Annotated in this window: 13 protein-coding genes; 11 read left to right on the forward strand and 2 right to left on the reverse strand. The window is 73.6% G+C overall.

Annotated elements, in window-relative coordinates:
- Positions 1 to 140: 140 nt before the first annotated feature.
- From egtA to ACZ3YL_RS01315, 6 genes are all read left to right on the forward strand, one after another.
- Positions 141 to 1427 (forward strand): ergothioneine biosynthesis glutamate--cysteine ligase EgtA, encoded by a 1287-nt coding sequence (gene egtA / locus ACZ3YL_RS01290; RefSeq protein ID WP_465654591.1) that lies wholly within the window; start codon positions 141 to 143, stop codon positions 1425 to 1427.
- Positions 1424 to 2812, forward strand: coding sequence for an ergothioneine biosynthesis protein EgtB (gene egtB / locus ACZ3YL_RS01295; protein ID WP_465654593.1), 1389 nt, complete (start codon positions 1424 to 1426; stop codon positions 2810 to 2812). Before egtA ends, egtB begins: the two co-directional genes overlap by 4 nt.
- Positions 2812 to 3561, forward strand: coding sequence for an ergothioneine biosynthesis protein EgtC (gene egtC, locus ACZ3YL_RS01300; RefSeq protein WP_465654595.1), 750 nt, complete (start codon positions 2812 to 2814; stop codon positions 3559 to 3561). Before egtB ends, egtC begins: the two co-directional genes overlap by 1 nt.
- A 45-nt stretch (positions 3562 to 3606) precedes the next feature.
- Positions 3607 to 4578 carry an L-histidine N(alpha)-methyltransferase gene (gene egtD / locus ACZ3YL_RS01305; protein WP_465654597.1) on the forward strand — a complete coding sequence of 324 codons (972 nt, stop codon included), beginning with the start codon at positions 3607 to 3609 and terminating at the stop codon, positions 4576 to 4578.
- Positions 4579 to 4744: 166 nt separating this feature from the next.
- The gene (locus ACZ3YL_RS01310) at positions 4745 to 6169 is read left to right on the forward strand and encodes a sugar porter family MFS transporter (protein ID WP_465654599.1); all 1425 of its coding nucleotides are present in this window, start codon (positions 4745 to 4747) and stop codon (positions 6167 to 6169) included.
- A gap of 376 nt (positions 6170 to 6545) precedes the next feature.
- Positions 6546 to 7658, forward strand: a complete 1113-nt coding sequence (locus tag ACZ3YL_RS01315) for a nitric oxide synthase oxygenase (protein WP_465655233.1) — start codon at positions 6546 to 6548, stop codon at positions 7656 to 7658.
- Between the two features lie 121 nt (positions 7659 to 7779).
- Here ACZ3YL_RS01315 and ACZ3YL_RS01320 read toward each other — a convergent pair whose 3' ends face one another.
- On the reverse strand, positions 7780 to 8424 hold the full coding sequence (locus ACZ3YL_RS01320) for a TetR/AcrR family transcriptional regulator (protein WP_188305113.1): 645 nt from the start codon (positions 8422 to 8424) through the stop codon (positions 7780 to 7782).
- A 128-nt stretch (positions 8425 to 8552) separates the two neighbouring features.
- On the opposite strand from ACZ3YL_RS01320, the gene ACZ3YL_RS01325 reads away from it, so the two are divergent.
- The 4 genes from ACZ3YL_RS01325 to ACZ3YL_RS01340 all read left to right on the forward strand — a co-directional run bounded on the left by ACZ3YL_RS01325 (position 8553) and on the right by ACZ3YL_RS01340 (position 13594).
- Positions 8553 to 9716: an acyl-CoA dehydrogenase family protein gene (locus ACZ3YL_RS01325; protein ID WP_188305117.1), complete on the forward strand. Its 1164-nt coding sequence runs from the start codon at positions 8553 to 8555 to the stop codon at positions 9714 to 9716.
- A gap of 37 nt (positions 9717 to 9753) precedes the next feature.
- Entirely contained in the window at positions 9754 to 10953 is a 1200-nt protein-coding gene (locus tag ACZ3YL_RS01330) for a thiolase family protein (protein ID WP_188305112.1), read from the forward strand.
- A gap of 189 nt (positions 10954 to 11142) precedes the next feature.
- A complete protein-coding gene (gene fabG / locus ACZ3YL_RS01335) occupies positions 11143 to 11901 on the forward strand; it encodes a 3-oxoacyl-ACP reductase FabG (RefSeq protein WP_188305111.1) in 759 nt (252 codons plus the stop codon).
- Positions 11902 to 12187: 286 nt separating this feature from the next.
- Positions 12188 to 13594 (forward strand): S53 family peptidase, encoded by a 1407-nt coding sequence (locus ACZ3YL_RS01340; protein WP_465654602.1) that lies wholly within the window; start codon positions 12188 to 12190, stop codon positions 13592 to 13594.
- Between the two features lie 215 nt (positions 13595 to 13809).
- On the opposite strand, the gene ACZ3YL_RS01345 is transcribed toward ACZ3YL_RS01340, so the two are convergent.
- Positions 13810 to 16056, reverse strand: a complete 2247-nt coding sequence (locus ACZ3YL_RS01345) for a hypothetical protein (protein WP_465654604.1) — start codon at positions 16054 to 16056, stop codon at positions 13810 to 13812.
- Between the two features lie 173 nt (positions 16057 to 16229).
- On the opposite strand from ACZ3YL_RS01345, the gene ACZ3YL_RS01350 reads away from it, so the two are divergent.
- Complete coding sequence (locus ACZ3YL_RS01350; protein WP_465654606.1) at positions 16230 to 16781, forward strand: HAD domain-containing protein; 552 nt, start codon at positions 16230 to 16232, stop codon at positions 16779 to 16781.
- Positions 16782 to 16784: the final 3 nt, after the last annotated feature.

A 16784-nucleotide genomic window follows, 5' to 3' on the forward strand; every position in this document is an offset into this window, starting at 1 on the left:
GCGCCCCCGCATGCTCCGTAGCAGACTGGGCAGGGTAGACCGGGCCCGCAATCGTGATCCCGAGGATGGTGAGTCCGGTGATACCGACATCCCCCACCACTCCGCCCGACCGGCAGAGCGCACCCCCGCCCCCCACGGGGGTGACCCCGTTGACCGAATCGGGGGCGCGCAGCCATGTGTCGGGCGTCTGCTTCAAGATCGGACCGCCCCGCCTGGTGGGGGTCGAGGTCGAGTGGTTCGTCCATGACGACCGATGTCCGACCCGACCCGTTCCCCCCGAACTGCTCCACGCCGCACTGGAGTCGCTGCCACTGGGCGGCCCCGACGGCGTCACGCTCCCCTCGGGTTCGCGCCTCACGCTCGAACCCGGCGGACAGGTCGAGCTCAGCTCCCCGCCCGCCACCGGCCTCCTGGCCTGCGTCGATGACACCCGACGTGATCTGACCGCCCTGCGGGCCGCCTTCGCGGCGCAGGGCCTGCGACTCACCGGCACCGGGACGGACCCGCTCGCCCGCCCCCGACGGATGGTGCTGGACCACCCCCGCTACCTCGCGATGGAGCGCTTCTTCGACTCGGCCGGCCCCTGGGGCCGGGTCATGATGACCGGTACCGCGTCGGTGCAGGTGTGCCTGGACGCCGGCGACACGGCCGGTCCGCACGCGGCCGAACGACGCTGGCGGCTGGTCCACCGACTGGGCCCGGTGCTGGTCGCCACCTTCGCCAACTCCCCGATCCTGGACGGCCGGCCGACCGGCCACCGGTCCACCCGGCAGACCGTCTGGTCCCGGATGGACCCGAGCCGCACCCTCGCCCCCGAGCCGGACCACGGCGACCCGCGCGAGGCCTGGGCCCAGTACGTGCTGGACGCCGAAGTCCTCTGCGTGCAAAGGCCGGAGGGCCTGCCCTGGACGGCCACGCCCGGCCTGACCTTCCGCGACTGGATCCGCGGCGGCGGCGAACGCCCGCCCACGCTGGCCGACTTGGAGTACCACTGCACCACCCTGTTCCCGCCGGTGCGCCCGCGCGGCCACCTGGAGCTGCGGATGATCGACGCCCAGCCCGGGGACGGCTGGGTGGTGCCGGCCGCGCTGGTCACCGCACTGCTGGACGACCCGGTGGCCGCCGACACCGCGCTCGCCGCGCTGGAGCCGCTCGACCGCGACAGCGACCGGCGCCCGCCGCGCAGCGAGGTCTGGCGCCGGGCCGCCACCCTGGGCGTCGCCGACCCCGAGCTGCGCCGCGCCGCCCTCACCTGCTTCGCCGCCGCCGACGCCGCGCTGGGCCGACTGCCCGGCGCCGGGCGGCTGCGCGCCACCGTCGCCGAGTTCGCCGAGCGCTACCCCGCGCGCGGCCGCTGCCCGGCCGACGACCAGCTGGACGCCCTGCGCTCCGGCACCCGACGCACTCTCCCGGAGGAGGCCTCATGACCGACGTCCGACCCCCCACCGCCCCGGGGCCGGGCGCCCCGGGCCCCGCCCCCGACCCCGGGGCGGGCAGCGAGGCGCTGCGCGAGATCATCGCCACCGAGCTGCTGGCCGCCCGCGCCCGGACCGCCGCGCTGACCGACTGCGTCGAGGATGCCGACCTGACCGCCCAGCACTCGCCGCTGATGTCGCCGCTGGTCTGGGACCTCGCGCACATCGGCAACCAGGAGGAGCTCTGGCTGCTGCGCAACGTCGGCGGCCGCGACCCGATGCACCCCGAGATCGACCCGCTGTACGACGCGTTCCAGCACCCCCGGGCCGAGCGCCCGAGCCTGCCGCTGCTGCCGCCCGCCGAGGCCCGCGCCTACGCCCACGAGGTGCGCGGCCGGGTGCTGGACCTGCTGGCCGCCAGCCCGCTGGAGGGCGCGCCGCTGCTGGACGCCGGGTTCGCCTTCGGGATGATCGCCCAGCACGAACAGCAGCACGACGAAACGATGCTGATCACCCATCAGCTCCGTCGGGGCGAGCCCGCGCTGGCCGCTCCCCCGCCGCCGCCCGCGCCCGCCGACGCGGCCACCCTGCCGGCCGAAGTCCTCGTCCCCGCGGGCCCGTTCACCATGGGCACGGACACCGAGCCGTGGGCGCTGGACAACGAGCGCCCGGCGCACACCGTGGAGCTGCCGGGCTACTTCCTGGACACCACCCCGGTCACCAACGCCGCCTACCAGCGCTTCATCGCCGACGGCGGCTACGACGAGCCGCGCTGGTGGACGCCGGAGGGCTGGGAGCACCGCCTGCGGGCCGGCCTGACCGCCCCGCTGTTCTGGCAGCGCCAGGACGGCCAGTGGCTGCGCCGCCGCTTCGGCGCGGTCGAGCCCGTACCGCCGAACGAGCCGGTGCTGCACGTAAGTTGGTACGAGGCGGACGCGTACGCCCGCTGGGCCGGGCGGCGGCTGCCGACCGAGGCCGAGTGGGAGAAGGCGGCCCGCCACGACCCGGCCACCGGCCGCTCGCGCCGCTACCCCTGGGGCGACGGCCCGCCCGGCCCCGAGCACGCCAACCTCGGCCAGCGGCATCTGCGCCCGGCCGCCGCCGGCAGCTACCCGGAGGGTCAGTCACCTTACGGCGTGCGGCAGTTGATGGGCGACGTGTGGGAGTGGACGGCCAGCGACTTCCACTCGTACCCGGGGTTCCGGGCCTGGCCGTACGAGGAGTACTCGGAGGTCTTCTTCGGGCCCGAGTACAAGGTGCTGCGCGGCGGCTGCTTCGCGGTGGCGCCGGTCGCCTGCCGGGGCACCTTCCGCAACTGGGACTACCCCGTCCGGCGGCAGATCTTCGCCGGCTTCCGCACCGCCCGCAGCCTGGACCACGACCCGGGGCGGGCCTGATGTGCCGCCATCTCGCCTACCTGGGCGGTCCGGTGGCGCCGCAGGAGCTGCTGGTGCACCCGCCGTACGCGCTGTACCGGCAGTCCTGGGCGCCGCGCACCCAGCAGTACGGGACGGTCAACGTGGACGGCTTCGGCCTGGGCTGGTACGCGGAGGGCGACGAGCTGCCCGCCCGGTACCGCCGGGCCGGGCCGATCTGGGCGGACCCGGCCTTCGCCGACCTCGCCCGGGTGATCCGCACCCGGGCGCTGGTGGCGGCCGTGCGCTCCGCGACCGAGGGCTGCGCGGCGGGTGAGGGCGCGGCCGCGCCGTTCGCCGCCGGGCGCTGGCTGTTCAGCCACAACGGCGCGGTGGCCGGCTGGCCCGGCAAGCTGGACACGCTGGCCGCCCTGCTGCCGCCCGCCGAGTTGCTGGAGCTGGAGGCCCGGAGCGACTCGGCCCTGCTGTGGGCGCTCACCCTGCACCGGCTGCGCCGGGGCGCGGACCTCGGCGAGGCGCTGGCCGGCACGGTGGCCGACGTCACCGGGCACACCACCGGGCGGCTCAACCTGCTGCTCACCGACGGCACCACGCTCGCCGCGACCACCTGGGGCGACACCCTGCACCACCGCGCGCTGCCCGGCCTCGGCACGGTGGTGGCCTCCGAGCCGTACGACGACGATCCGGGCTGGACGCCCGTCCCGGACGGCTCCCTGCTGCTGGCCGACGCCGGGGGCGTCTCGGTCCGGCCGCTCCCCCGCCACTACTGACCCTCCACTCTCCCTTCATCTTCTGAACAGAGGACCCACCCTGTCATGGACACATTTGATCTCGTCCGACTGCTGCCCGCCGACCACTTCAGCACCGCGCTGCACCACGACGTCCGGCACGGGCTGACCGCCGAGCCGAAATGGCTGCCGCCGAAGTGGTTCTACGACGCGCGGGGCAGCGAGCTGTTCGAGGAGATCACCCGGCTGCCCGAGTACTACCCGACCCGCGCCGAGCGGGCCATCCTCACCGCCCGGGCCGGCGCGATCGCCGCCGCCACCCGCGCCCGCACGCTGGTCGAGCTGGGCTCCGGCTCCTCCGAGAAGACCCGGCTGCTGCTGGACGCGCTGCGCTCGACCGGCGACCTGGAGACCTACGTCCCGGTGGACGTCAGCGAGAGCGCGCTGGTCGCGGCCGGCACCGCGCTCGCCGCCGAGTACCCGGGCCTGGCCGTGCACGGGGTGCTGGCCGACTTCACCGCCCGGCTCGGCCCGCCCCCGGACGGCGGCCCCCGCCTGGTCGCCTTCCTCGGCGGCACTCTCGGCAACCTGCTCCCGCCGGAGCGCGCCGCCTTCCTGCGCGGCCTGCGGGCCGCCCTCGACCCGGACGACTTCCTGCTGCTCGGCACCGACCTGGTCAAGGACCCGGCGGTGCTCGTCGCCGCCTACGACGACGGCGCCGGGGTGACGGCCGAGTTCAACCGCAACGTGCTCAACGTGCTCAACCGCGAGCTGGGCGCCGACTTCGACCCGGCCGCCTTCGAGCACGTCGCGCTCTGGGACCGGGAGCAGGAGTGGATCGAGATGCGGCTGCGCTCGCTGCGCTCGCAGACCGTGAAGATCCCGGCCCTGAACCTGCCGGTGCACTTCGAGCGGGGCGAGGAACTGCGCACCGAGGTGTCGGCCAAGTTCACCCGGGAGCGGGTGACCGGGGAACTGGCGGCGGCCGGACTGCGGCTGACCCACTGGTGGACCGACCCCGAGGGCCGGTTCGGACTCTCGCTGTCCGCCCCGGCGTAAAGGCCGGCCGGCCCCCACGGGCGACGACAGCGAGGAGGCTCAATTTGCTTGTTCACCTTACGAATTCTCAGAGCAAAATTTGAGCTTCCCCGCGTACAAGGCTTGAACGAATAGGGGTTACGATCTCGGCTACCGAGCTCAGCGTTGAGTACCAGGAGTCAAGATCGTGAGCGTCACCCAGAAGCCCTCCGGGGCGGCCGAGGCCACCGCGCCCGGCCGCCTCGGTTTCGTCGTCTTCATCACCGCGGCCGCGGCCCTCGGCGGTTTCCTGTTCGGCTACGACAGCTCCGTGATCAACGGCGCCGTCTCCGGCATCCAGGGGAAGTTCAGCGTCGGCAGCGGCGAGACCGGCCTGATCGTGTCCTCCGCGCTGCTGGGCTCCGCGGTCGGCGCCGCGCTGGCCGGGCGGTTCGCCGACCGCTACGGCCGCATCAAAATCATGAAGGCGGGCGCGCTGCTGTTCGCGGTCAGCGCCGTCGGCTCGATGCTGCCGTTCTCCCCCTGGGACCTCGCCCTGTGGCGCGTCCTCGGCGGCGCGGCCATCGGCATCGCCTCGGTGATCGCCCCGACCTACATCGCCGAGGTCGCGCCGACCAAGTACCGGGGCCGGCTGGCCTCCTTCCAGCAGGCTGCGATCGTGCTCGGCATCGCGATATCCCAGCTGGTCAACTGGGTGCTGGCGGACGCCGCCGGCGGTGACACCCGCGGCCGGCTGCTCGGCCTGGAGGCCTGGCAGTGGATGCTCGGCATCTGCGTCGTCCCCGCCGCGGTCTACTTCGTGCTGTCCTCGATGATCCCCGAGTCCCCGCGCTACCTGATCCAGGCCGAGCGCCTGGACGACGCCCGCAAGGTGCTGGCCGCGATCGAGGGCGAGGGCGTGGACGCCGACGCCCGGATCGCCGAGATCCAGTCGCTGATCGCCTCCGACCACCGCCCGCGCTTCCGCGATCTGCTCGGCGGCCGCTTCGGCCTGCTCCCGATCATCTGGGTCGGCATCGGCCTGTCGGTCTTCCAGCAGCTGGTCGGCATCAACGTGATCTTCTACTACTCGTCGATCCTGTGGCAGTCGGTCGGCATCGACCAGAGCAACTCGCTGCTGATCAGCTTCATCGGCTCGGTCATCAACATCCTCGGCACCGTGATCGCGATCCTGCTGGTCGACCGGATCGGCCGCAAGCCGCTCGCCCTGATCGGCTCGGCCGGCATGGCCGTCACGCTGGCCGCGGCCGGCTGGGCGTTCTCCTCCGCGACCGGCTCCGGCGACAACGTCACGCTGCCCGACCTCCAGGGCACCGTCGCGCTGATCTCCGCCAACGCCTTCGTGCTGTTCTTCGCGATGTCCTGGGGCGTGGTCGTCTGGGTGATGCTCGGCGAGATGTTCCCGAACCGGATCCGCGCCGCCGCACTGTCCGTCGCCGCCTCCGCGCAGTGGATCGCCAACTGGGCGATCACCGTCTCGTTCCCGTCGCTGTCGCGCTGGAACCTCTCGGCGACCTACCTGGTGTACGCGGCCTTCGCGGCGCTGTCGCTGGTCTTCGTGGCGAAGTTCATGAAGGAGACCAAGGGCGTCCGGCTGGAGGACATGGGCTGATCAGCCCCGCACCCGCCGGTCCTACAGTCTGACCTTCGGCCCCCGCACCCTAGCGCGCTGAGCGCGGGTGCGGGGGCCGAATCGTTCACTCTCCACGGCGGGCCGGGCACCTCCGGTACTCCTGTGCGACAGGAGGGATGTGTCCTTGATCTTCAACCGGCTCCGCACCCGCAGAACCGCCGCCGCCCCGAGCGGCGGCTGTCCGTACGCCCACGCCCACATCGCGACGACCTTCGCCCCATCCGTCGCCCCATCCGCCGCCCCATCCGTCGCACCGGCCGTCGCACCACGTGCCGCCCCACCCGTCGGCCGTCCCGTCGCACCGCCTGTCGGCCGACCCGTCGCACCGCCCGCACCGTCGGGTCGGCAGCCGCAACTGCCGCCCGCGCCAGCGCCGTTCACCGACCCCGAGCAGGCCGCCGGGTTCCTCCGGCAGTTCCACCGCGAGCAGCCCGCCGCCGGCGACCCGGAGCCCAGGCTGCGGGCCGTCCGGGAGGAGATCGACCGCACCGGCAGCTACCGGCACACCCCCGCCGAACTCGCCTACGGCGCCAGGCTCGCCTGGCGCAACGCCGCCCGCTGCATCGGCCGGCTCTACTGGCGCAGCCTGGTGGTCCGCGACCTGCGCCACCTGTCCTCCGCCGACGACATCGCCGCCGAGTGCTTCGAGCACCTGCGGCTGGCGGGCAACGGCGGCCGGATCCGCCCGATGGTCTCGGTGTTCGCCCCCGACCGCCCGGGCCGCCCGGCCGCGCGGATCCTCAACCAGCAGCTGGTCCGCTACGCCGGACACCGCGTCGACCGCCCGGAAGGCAGCACCGTGGTCGGCGACCCGGCGGGCGCCGCCCTCACCGCCCGGGCCCGCGACCTCGGCTGGAAGTGCGCCGAGGACCGCTTCGAGGCACTGCCGCTGCTGATCCAGGAACGGCCGGGCGAGCAGCCCCGCTGGTACGAACTGCCGGACGGCACCACCCTGGAGGTGCCGCTGAGCCACCCCGAGCACGCCTGGTTCGCCGACCTCGGGCTGCGCTGGTACGCGGTGCCCGCGATCAGCGACATGACCCTGGAGATCGGCGGCGTCCGCTACCCCACCGCGCCGTTCAACGGCTGGTACATGGGCACCGAGATCGGCGCCCGCAACCTCGCCGACGCCGACCGCTACGACATGCTGGGCACCGTCGCCGACCGGCTGGGCCTGGACACCTCCAGCGACCGCACGCTCTGGCGCGACCGCGCCCTGGTCGAGCTCAACCTGGCGGTGCTGCACTCCTTCCAGGAGGCCGGGGTGACGATCGCCGACCACCACACCGAGTCGGAACGCTTCCTCAAGCACGTCGCCCAGGAGAAGCGGCTCGGCCGCCCGACCCCGGCGGACTGGAGCTGGATCGTGCCCCCGGTCTCCGGCGGGCTGACGCCGGTCTACCACCGCTACTACGACCCGGTGGACCCGGAGCAGCGACCGGCCTTCCTGACCCGCGAACCCTGGTAGCGCCCGGGGGTCGGTACACCCGGCCCCGGGCGCCAGGTGTACCGACCACGGAGGTTGGCGTTGTCGGACCACGGAGGTCGGCGGCGGCGGACCACGGAGGTCGGTGACGTGGTCCAGAAACCTAGGACCGCACGGCGAGGCGCTCGAAGCGCAGGGCGAGCCCGTCCAGCAGCGCCTCCAGGCCGGTCTCGAAGGCGCCCTCGTCGACCGTCCCCCGGTGCCCGGCGAGCCGGTGCGCCTCGCCGAGGTGCGGGTAGTCGGCCGCGTCGTAGACCTCGGCGTCCGCCGGGAAGCCGGCCGCGAAGGAGGCCAACGCGGAGCCGGTGACGAAGTAGCGCATCAGCGCGCCGATCCGGGTCGCCTGGCCGCGCGGCCACCCGGACTCGACCAGGTGCCCGAAGACGGCGTCGGCCAGGCGCAGCGCGTTGGGCCGGCGCCCCGGGCCCTGGGCGAGCACCGGGACGATGTTGGGGTGGGCGGCCAGGGCGGCGCGGTAGGAGCGCGCCCAGTCGCGCAGCGCCTGCGGCCAGGGGGTGTCCGGGGCGCTGAACATCGACAGGTCGACTTCCCCGATGACGCTGTCCACCACCGCGTCCAGGAGTTCGTCCTTGGTGGCGAAGTGGTTGTAGAGCGACGGCCCGCTGACCGAGAGCTCGGCGGCGAGGCGGCGGGTGGAGAGGACCTCCAGCCCCTCGCCGTCGATCAGCCGCAGCGCGGCGGCGACGATGCGCTCGCGGCTGAGCAGCGGGGTGCGCGGGCGGGCCATCGGGTCGCTACCTCCGGTCGGGTGGGGTGAGGACCGATTCTGACAGGTGCCCCTTCCCAGTACGGCGGGTCGGAGCTACAGTCCCCTCGTAAAACTTGCAGCGCTAGTTTAACGAGGTGGGCACCGTCGTGAACCTGGAGTTGTCCGAGGAGCAGGCCGCCGTCCGGGACCTCGCCGCCTCCTTCACCGACCGCGAGATCGCTCCGTACGCCGCCGAGTGGGACCGCGCCGAACAGGTGGACCGCGCGATCATCGGCAAGCTCGGGAAGGTCGGCTTCCTCGGCCTGACCATCCCCGAGGAGTACGGCGGCAGCGGCGGCGACCACCTCGCGTACTGCCTGGTGCTGGAGGAACTCGGCCGCGGCGACTCCGCCGTGCGCGGGATCGTCTCGGTCTCGCTCGGCCTGGTCGCCAAGTCGATCAACGGCTTCGGCACCGAGGAGCAGAAGCGGCACTGGCTTCCCCGGCTCACCTCCGGCGAGGCGCTCGCCTGCTTCGCGCTCACCGAACCCGGCACCGGCTCGGACGCCGCCAACCTCACCACCCGGGCCGTGCGCGACGGCGACGGCTGGCTGATCAGCGGCGCCAAGACCTTCATCACCAACGGCACCTGGGCCGACGTCGCCCTGGTCTTCGCCCGCACCGGCGGCGACCGGCCCGAACACCAGGGCCACCGGGGCATCACCGCCTTCCTCGTCCCCACCGACCTGCCCGGCTTCGGCCGCACCGAGATCCACGGCAAGCTCGGCCTGCGCGGCCAGGCCACCGCCGAACTCGCCCTGGACGGCGTCCGGGTGCCCGACAGTGCCCGGCTCGGCGAGCTCGGCAAGGGCTTCACGGTGGCGATGGCGGCCCTGGCCAAGGGGCGGATGTCGGTCGCGGCCGGCTGCGTCGGCATCGCCCGGGCCTGCCTGGAGGCCGCCGTCCGCTACGCGGGCGAACGCGAGCAGTTCGGCAAGCCGATCGCCTCGCACCAGCTCGTCCAGGAACTGCTGGCCGGCATCGCGGTGGACGTCGAGGCGGCCCGGTTGCTCACCTGGAAGGTCGCCGACCACATCGAACGCGGCCTCCCGTTCGCCACCGAGTCCTCCGTCGCCAAGCTCTACGCGAGCGAGGCCGCCGTCCGGGCCGCCAACAACGCGCTCCAGGTCTTCGGCGGCTACGGCTTCATCGACGAGTACCCCGTCGGCAAGTACCTGCGCGACGCCCGGGTGATGACCCTCTACGAGGGCACCAGCCAGATCCACCAACTGCTCATCGGGCGTGCCCTGACCGGCGTCAACGCCTTCTGACCCGCCACCCTCCCGAACATCCGATAAGGAGCACGACGTGCGCCCTGTCTACTTCGCCGCAGCCCGCCGCACACCCATCGGCCGACTGCGGGGAGCGCTCGCCACGGTCCGCCCGGACGACCTCTCGGCCACCGTGCTGCGCGCCCTGCTCGCCGACGTACCCGCCCTCGACCCGGCCCGGATCGACGACGTCTACTGGGGCGCCGCCAACCAGGCCGGCGAGGACAACCGCAACGCCGCCCGGATGGCCGTCCTGCTGGCCGGCCTCCCCGAGACCGTCCCCGGCGCCACCGTCAACCGGCTCTGCGCCTCCGGCCTGGAGGCCGTCACCCTCGCCGCCCGGGCCATCGGCTCCGGGGAGGCCGAGGTGGTGCTGGCCGGCGGCTGCGAGTCGATGACCCGCGCGCCCTTCGTCCTGCCTCGCCCCGACGAGGCACTGCCGCACCGCATCGAGACCCACGACACCCGGCTCGGCTGGCGGCTCACCAACCCCCGGATGGCCGAACTCCACGGCGTGCTCAGCATGGGCGAGACCGCCGAGGAGGTGGCGAGCCGGTACGGCATCGGGCGCGAGCGCCAGGACGCCTTCGCGCTGCGCAGCCACCAGCGGGCCGCCACCGCCCGCAAGGACGGGCACTTCGACGCCGAACTGGTCCCGGTGGAGCGGCCGGACGGGGTGACGGTGAGCCAGGACGAGGGCATCCGCGAGGACACCAGCCTGGAGAAGCTCGCCCGGCTCAAGCCGGCCTTCCGTCCGGGCGGCACCGTCACGGCCGGGAACGCCTCGCCGATGAACGACGGCGCGGCCGGACTCGTCCTGGTCAGTGAGGAGGCCCTGCGCGACCTCGGGCTCCAGCCGCTCGGCCGGTACGTGGCCGGGGCCTCGGCCGGGGTGCACCCGGACGTCATGGGCATCGGTCCGGTGCCGGCCACCGCCAAGGTGCTCGGCCGGGCCGGCTGGAACCTCGCCGACCTGGACACGGCCGAGCTGAACGAGGCCTTCGCCGCCCAGGCGCTGGCCTCCGCCGACGGCATCGGGTTCAGCCCGGAGCGGGCGGACGAGCTGGTCAACCCCAGCGGCGGGGCGATCGCCCTCGGCCACCCGCTGGGCGGCTCGGGCGCCCGCATCCTCACCACCCTGCTGCACCGCATGCGCCGCACCGGCGCCCGGCGCGGCCTGGCCACGATGTGCGTGGGCGTGGGGCAGGGTACGGCCGTGCTGGTCGAGAACGGCTGACCGCCGAGCTGCTGACGGCCAGAACGGCTGACGCCGAGAACAGCTGACGTCCAGAACTGCTGACGTCCAGAACTGCTGACGTCCAGCGCTGCTGACGTCCAGAACTGCTGACGTCCAGAACGGCCGGCCTCCGGAACGGTTGAGGCCGAGAACGTCCGAGGGAGTTTCCAGATGAGCGGAGGAACCGACATGGCGCGATTCACGGGCAGGGTCGCCGTGGTGACCGGCGCGGCACAGGGCATCGGCGCGGCCACCGCCCGCCGACTGGCGGAGGAGGGCGCCACGGTCGCGGTGGTCGACCTGACCGCCGAACGGGCGGCCGGGACGGTCGCCGAGATCACCGCCAAGGGCGGCACCGCCCGGGCCTACGGCTGCGACGTGGCCGACTACGACGCCGTCGAGGAGGTGTTCGCCCGGATCGCGGAGGAACTCGGCGGGCTGCACGTCCTGGTGAACAACGCCGGGATCACCCGGGACAACCTGTTCTTCAAGATGTCCAAGGCCGACTGGGACACCGTCCTGACCGTCAACCTGACCAGCGCGTACAACTGCAGCCACGTGGCCCAGAAGTACATGGTGGCGCAGAAGTACGGGAAGATCGTCTCGCTCAGTTCCCGCTCCGCGCTCGGCAACCGGGGCCAGGCCAACTACGCGGCCGCCAAGGCCGGCATCCAGGGGCTCACCGCGACCCTGGCGATCGAGCTCGGGCCGTTCAACATCAACGTCAACGCCGTCGCCCCCGGCTACATCGCCACCGCGATGACGGCGGCCACCGCCGAGCGGGTCGGCGCCACGGCCGAGGACCACCAGGCGGAGGTGTCCGCCCGCACGCCGCTGCGCCGGGTCGGGCAGCCGGAGGAGGTCGCCTCGGTGGTGGCCTTCCTGGCGAGCGAGGAGGCCTCGTACGTCAGCGGGCAGACCCTCTACGTCAACGGCGGGGCTCGATAGCCACCCCCAGGGGTGAAACCGGTGGCCGCCAGTTGAATTGAGTGGGCACTGGGTAGATACGGTTAATATTCATTGAATATTACTGACGTGTCATCAGATGGCCGTCCCAGGTGCGCGGTTACTTTTCCCTGGGACGGCCTTTACCTTTTCGCGTGGCCGATCATGACCATGTGCCTGGTCAGACGACCCCACCAAATGACTATGGCATGATCATGCGGCAGTCGATGGGATGTCCGAAACCGACTCGACCACCCCAGGTCGGGCCCTCTGCGTCCCAAGGAGTCCCATGGGCAGCCCCGCCACCCTCCGCCGTGCCCTGGCTCTGCTCGCCGTGGGGGCCACCGCCCTCACCGCCGGCACCGTCGCCGTTCCGGCCGTCGGCGCCGCGACCGCCGCCCCCGCGCACGACTACTCGGGCGTCCACGTCCGCCCGGCCTCCTTCGGCCACCACCTCGCCACCACCCGCCCGGCGCCGCTGAGCACCACCCAGTGCGTCAGCCAGATCGGCATCCACTGCTACTCCCCGCTGCAGTACCAGGCCGCGTACAACCTGGCCCCGCTGTACAAGGAGGGCATCACCGGCAAGGGCCGCACGATCGTCATCGTCGACTCCTTCGGCTCGCCGACCATCCAGCACGACCTCGAGGTCTTCGACAAGCAGTGGGGTCTGAAGGACACCCAGGTCGAGGTCAAGAAGTGGGGCAACGTCCCGGTCTTCGACCCGAAGAACCCCGACCACACCGGCTGGGCCGGCGAGACCACCCTGGACGTCGAGTACGCCCACGCGATCGCCCCCGACGCCCACATCGTCCTGGTCGAGACCGGCGTGGCCGAGACCGAGGGCACCACCGGCCTGCCCGAGATGATGGACGCCGAGAAGGACCTCATCAAGAAGGGCGTCGGCGACGTCATCTCGCAGAGCTTCGGCGCCACCGAGAACACCTTCCCGGGCTACGACAAGGGCGACTTCAAGTCGCTGACCGACCTGCGCTACGCCTTCAAGGCCGCCGCCGACCGCGACGTCACCGTGCTCGCCGCCTCCGGCGACAACGGCGCGACCGACTCGCAGACCAACGGCACCGACCTGTACCCGTTCAAGGTCAACTCCTGGCCGTCCTCGGACCCGCTGGTCACCTCCATCGGCGGCACCCAGCTGACCCTGGACGACAACGGCAAGCGCACCGCGGCCGACAAGGTGTGGCACGACAAGTCCGGCGCCGGCGGCGGCGGCGTGTCCGGCATCTTCCAGCGCCCGTGGTACCAGACCGGCGTCGCGAACGTCACCGGCAACCACCGCGGCACCCCGGACATCAGCATGAGCGCGGCCGTCGACGGCGCCGCCTGGACCTACGAGTCCTACGACCCGACCGCGGTCGGCTGGCACCTCACCGGCGGCACCAGCGAGGCCACCCCGCTGTTCTCGGGCGTCGTCGCGCTCGCCGACCAGCTCGCCGGCCACCGCCTCGGCCAGCTCAACCCGAGCCTGTACGGCCTGAGCCTGCTCCCGAACAGCTGGAGCGGCATCGTGGACGTCAAGGACGGCGACAACGGCTGGGGCGGCGTCACCGGCTACAACGCCGCCTCGGGCTACGACCTCGCGAGCGGCCTGGGCACCATCGACGGCGCCAAGTTCGTCCACGCGATCGCGGGCGACGTGCTGGGCGACGACAACAGCCAGGGCGACGAGCAGTAAGCAGCTGGTCGTGCGTGCGTGAGAGCTGACAAGTAACAGCTGACAAGTAACAGCGAACGGATAACAGATTTCAACATCTGTTATCCGTTCGCTGTTTTCTGTTTGCCGTTCTCTGCTCTCCGTCAGCTGCCGGGAGCCGGGAGCCGGGAGCCGGGAGCCGGGAGCCGGGAGCCGGGAGCCGGGAGCCGGGAGCCGGGAGCCGGGAGCCGCCCGGCTCAGGCTCGGTCGGCGCCCGCCGGGGTGGCCGCCAGTTGCGCAAGGTAGCGCTCGGCGGCCCGGAGCTTGCGGTTGTCCCGGCCCGGGAGGAAGGCGCGCAGTTCGATGATCTCCGGGGCGATGCGGATCGCCTCCGCCCGGTCGGCGATCGAACGCCAGCAGGCCTCGGCGTTGGTGGCCGCCCGCTGGGCCTCCGGGTCCTCCGCCCCCTGCGAGCGCAGCAGCGTCAGGGCCACCTCGCGGTAGATGCTGGCCGCCTCGGCGGGCCGGCCCGCCAGCCGGCAGACGTGGGCGCGCACCTGGCGCACCTGGAGGACCGGTTCGGAGACCGCTCCGTGCTCGGCGATCGCCTCCAGTTCGAGGGCGAAGGCGAGGTCGGTGGCGGCGGCGTGGTCCCCGGCGTCGGCACTGCGGACGATCCGTCCGATGACCTCGCGGTAGTCCTCGCGCGGCGCGTTGGCGGCCGGGGCGCCGGCCTGCGGGCCGTCGGCGGTCGCCTCGGCCTGCACGGGCGGAGCAGGCGGAGCGGGCGGAGCGGGCGGAGCGGGCGGCACCTCGGACGGGACCTCGTCGGCCGGTACCTCGTCCCGGGGTACCTCGTCCTCGGGCACCTCCGCGACGGGCACCTCGTCGGCCGGCACCTCGCCCTCGGGCACCTCGTCCTCGGGCACCTCGCCCTGCGGCTCGTCGGCCGTCGGCAGGGCCTCGGCCGGGACGGCGTCCCGGGGCTCCTCGGCGGGCTCCCCCGCCACCACAGCCGGGTCAGCTACCTCAGCGGCATCGGCCACATCCTCGGCGACCACCGCCGACGGCCCCCCGGCCGCCTCCGGAACGGTGTCCGACGGCTCCCGCCGGGCCTTGCGCAGGGTGACGCCCGCCGAGGACGCGGCCTCCGCCATGGCCGGCGCCACGGCGTCGGCGGCGGCCTTGTGCAGGCTGACGTTCGACGGCTCCTCGGCGGGCTGCTCGCCCGCCTTCCGCAGGCTGACCGGGCGGGCCGGTCGCGGCGGTGTGGGCGGCACGCCGGGCTTGACCAGGTTCACCGGTCCACCCACGGGCGTAGAGGGGACCAGGGCCTCGGCCGCCGGGGCCCGCTCGGCCACGGCGTCCCAGGACTCCGCCTGACGCGGCAGCGGCAGCGACAGCGGCGCCGCCAGGGACAGCGCCGGCTCGGCCACCGCGTCCACGACCGACGGCGCGTCCAAGAGGGACAGCGCCTCCGGCAGCGGCAGCACAGCGTCCGCGACCAGGGCCTCGCCCCGGCGGGCGGTGTTGCGGAAGACCGGGCGGTCCGGGGCGTGGGTGGCCAGGATGACCACGTCCGGCCGCAGCACCGAGTACACCTGCTGGCGCAGCTGCTCGGGGGCGAGCACCTCGCCCGCCCCCGGGCGTCCGCCGTGCAGTGCCTCGATCAGGGCGCGGGTGAAGGTGCCGATCTGCTCCGGATCGGGACTGACGACGGCCCACAGCGGGATGCCCTCGCTGAGCGGCGAGACGGTGCCCTGGAGGTACGGCCAGGCGTTCTGGTCGGCGCTCAGGTCGGCGATGACCAGGGTCTGCCACTCGGCCGGACGGTGGCTCAGTTCGGCGGCGACGGCCTGCCAGGGCAAGCCGTCCTGCTTGGAGTCGCGCAGGGTGAGCTGCAGCTGCCCGCCGCGCTTGTCGGCGACGACGTGCCCGCCCAGGTGGACCAGCAGCGGCCCGGGGTGCCGGGAGGCGGCGCGCAGGTGGGCGAGGACGGTGTGCGGGTCGCTGGCGCCGGGGAGGTGGACGGCGTCCACCGCGTCCGCGGCGAGCAGCACCTGTGGCGAGACGGCGGCGAGCATCGCCGACAGCACCGGCGCCTGGGTGGGGCCGCCCCGGCCCCAGGTGCGGCGGCCGGAGGTGCCGTAGCCGCCCTCGATCACCAGGATCCGGCCGCGCGGCGCTGCGCCCAGCCCGCCCGGGCCGCCCGGGCCGACGGGGGCCGCACCGGGGGCCTGCGCCTGCTGCGGCGCCGCCTGGGGCGGGGCACCGGCGGCGGGCAGGCCGGTGAGGGTCCATCCGGTGGGCGCGACCGGCGGGGCCGGTGGCACGGTCGGCGGCGCCGGGGGTGCGGCCGGGGGCGTCGGCGGCGGCTCGTACAGCGCGGCCGGCCCGGGCGGGTGCTCCTCGGCGGTCCGGTGGACGGGCGGCGGTACGGCGTCCCAGGGGCCCGAATCCGCTGTCGGCTCGGGACCTCCGGAAACAGCTGTCGTCTCCGCCATCTTCTGGTCACCGCCCCGCCCCGCCGCTGCCGCGGCGTCTGATGCCCTTGCTCTCGTGGTGCCTGCCACCACGTCCCGTGCGCGCCACCCTACGAGATCCCGGCACGCCCGAGCCAGGCCGGGTGGCCGATCGGCGCGCCCACGCCGTCGGCGCCGGTGGCTATCGTGCCGTCATGACCGCTTCCGGCCCGCCCCTGCTGTTCCTCGACGTCGACGGACCTCTGATCCCCTTCGGCGCCCCGCCCCCGGGCGGTTACCCCAGCTACCCGGGCCCGGGCACGGGGCCGGAGGGCAATCCGCTGGTGGCCCGGGTCGACCCGGGCCTGGGGCGGCGATTGCTGGCCCTGCCCTGCCAACTGGTCTGGGCCACCACGTGGTTGGCGGATGCCGACGACTGCCTCTCGCCCCGGCTGGGCCTGCCCCGACTGCCGTACGTGGACTGGCCGGAGACGGACGACGCGGACGGCGCGGACGGAACGGATGGAACGGACGATGCGGACGGCGGCCACCGAACGAACGCCCAACTGCACTGGAAGACCCGTACCTTGGTCGCCTGGGCCGCGGGCCGCCCGTTCGCCTGGGTGGACGACGAGATCACCGGGGCCGATCGCCGCTGGGTCGAGGCCCACTCCCCCGCTCCCGCGCTGCTCCACCGCGTGGACCCCCGAGTCGGCCTCACCGAAGCCGACTTCACCACCCTCGACGCCTGGCTGCGCGGCACCTGACTA

The sequence above is a fragment of the Kitasatospora sp. NPDC023176 genome, from assembly GCF_055560495.1.